Below are 432 nucleotides of genomic sequence, written 5' to 3'. Positions count from 1 at the left end.
GTCCAGCGGAAAGCCGAATGTGTCATACAGGCGGAAGGCCACGTCACCGGGGAGCGGTGCGCCCGAGGCAAGCTTGCTTTTTTCGTCGTCCAGCAGGTGCAGGCCACGGTCGAGCATGGCCTTGAAGCGTTCTTCCTCACCGCGCATGGTTTCGCGGATCAGGGCTTCACCCTGCACCAGTTCGGGGTAGGCAGTACCCATCTGCTGGATGAGTGCAGGCAGCAGCTTGTAAAAAATAGGGTCGGTTGTACCCATCATGTGCAAATGGCGCATGGCGCGGCGCATGATCCGGCGCAGTACATACCCACGGCCATCCTTGGCGGGCAGAACGCCATCGGCGATCAGGAACGCAGTCGAACGCAGATGGTCAGCTACAACGCGGTGGCTGGCCTTGAAGGGGCCATCCACAGCCTGATGTGTCAGGTCCGATGA

Annotated in this window: 1 protein-coding gene; it reads right to left on the bottom strand. The window is 60.6% G+C overall.

Annotated elements, in window-relative coordinates; translation table 11 throughout:
- The coding region (locus tag ACQRBT_RS28295) for an alanine--tRNA ligase-related protein (RefSeq protein ID WP_427851699.1) at window positions 1–432 on the bottom strand (432 nt) is incomplete at both ends.

The sequence above is a fragment of the Pseudomonas sp. R19M genome, from assembly GCF_050312585.1.
GTDB classification, from domain to species: Bacteria; Pseudomonadota; Gammaproteobacteria; order Pseudomonadales; family Pseudomonadaceae; genus Aquipseudomonas; species Aquipseudomonas palleroniana.
The sequence above is the reverse complement of the archived record's forward strand: the minus strand, read 5'-3'. Positions and strand labels throughout refer to the sequence as shown.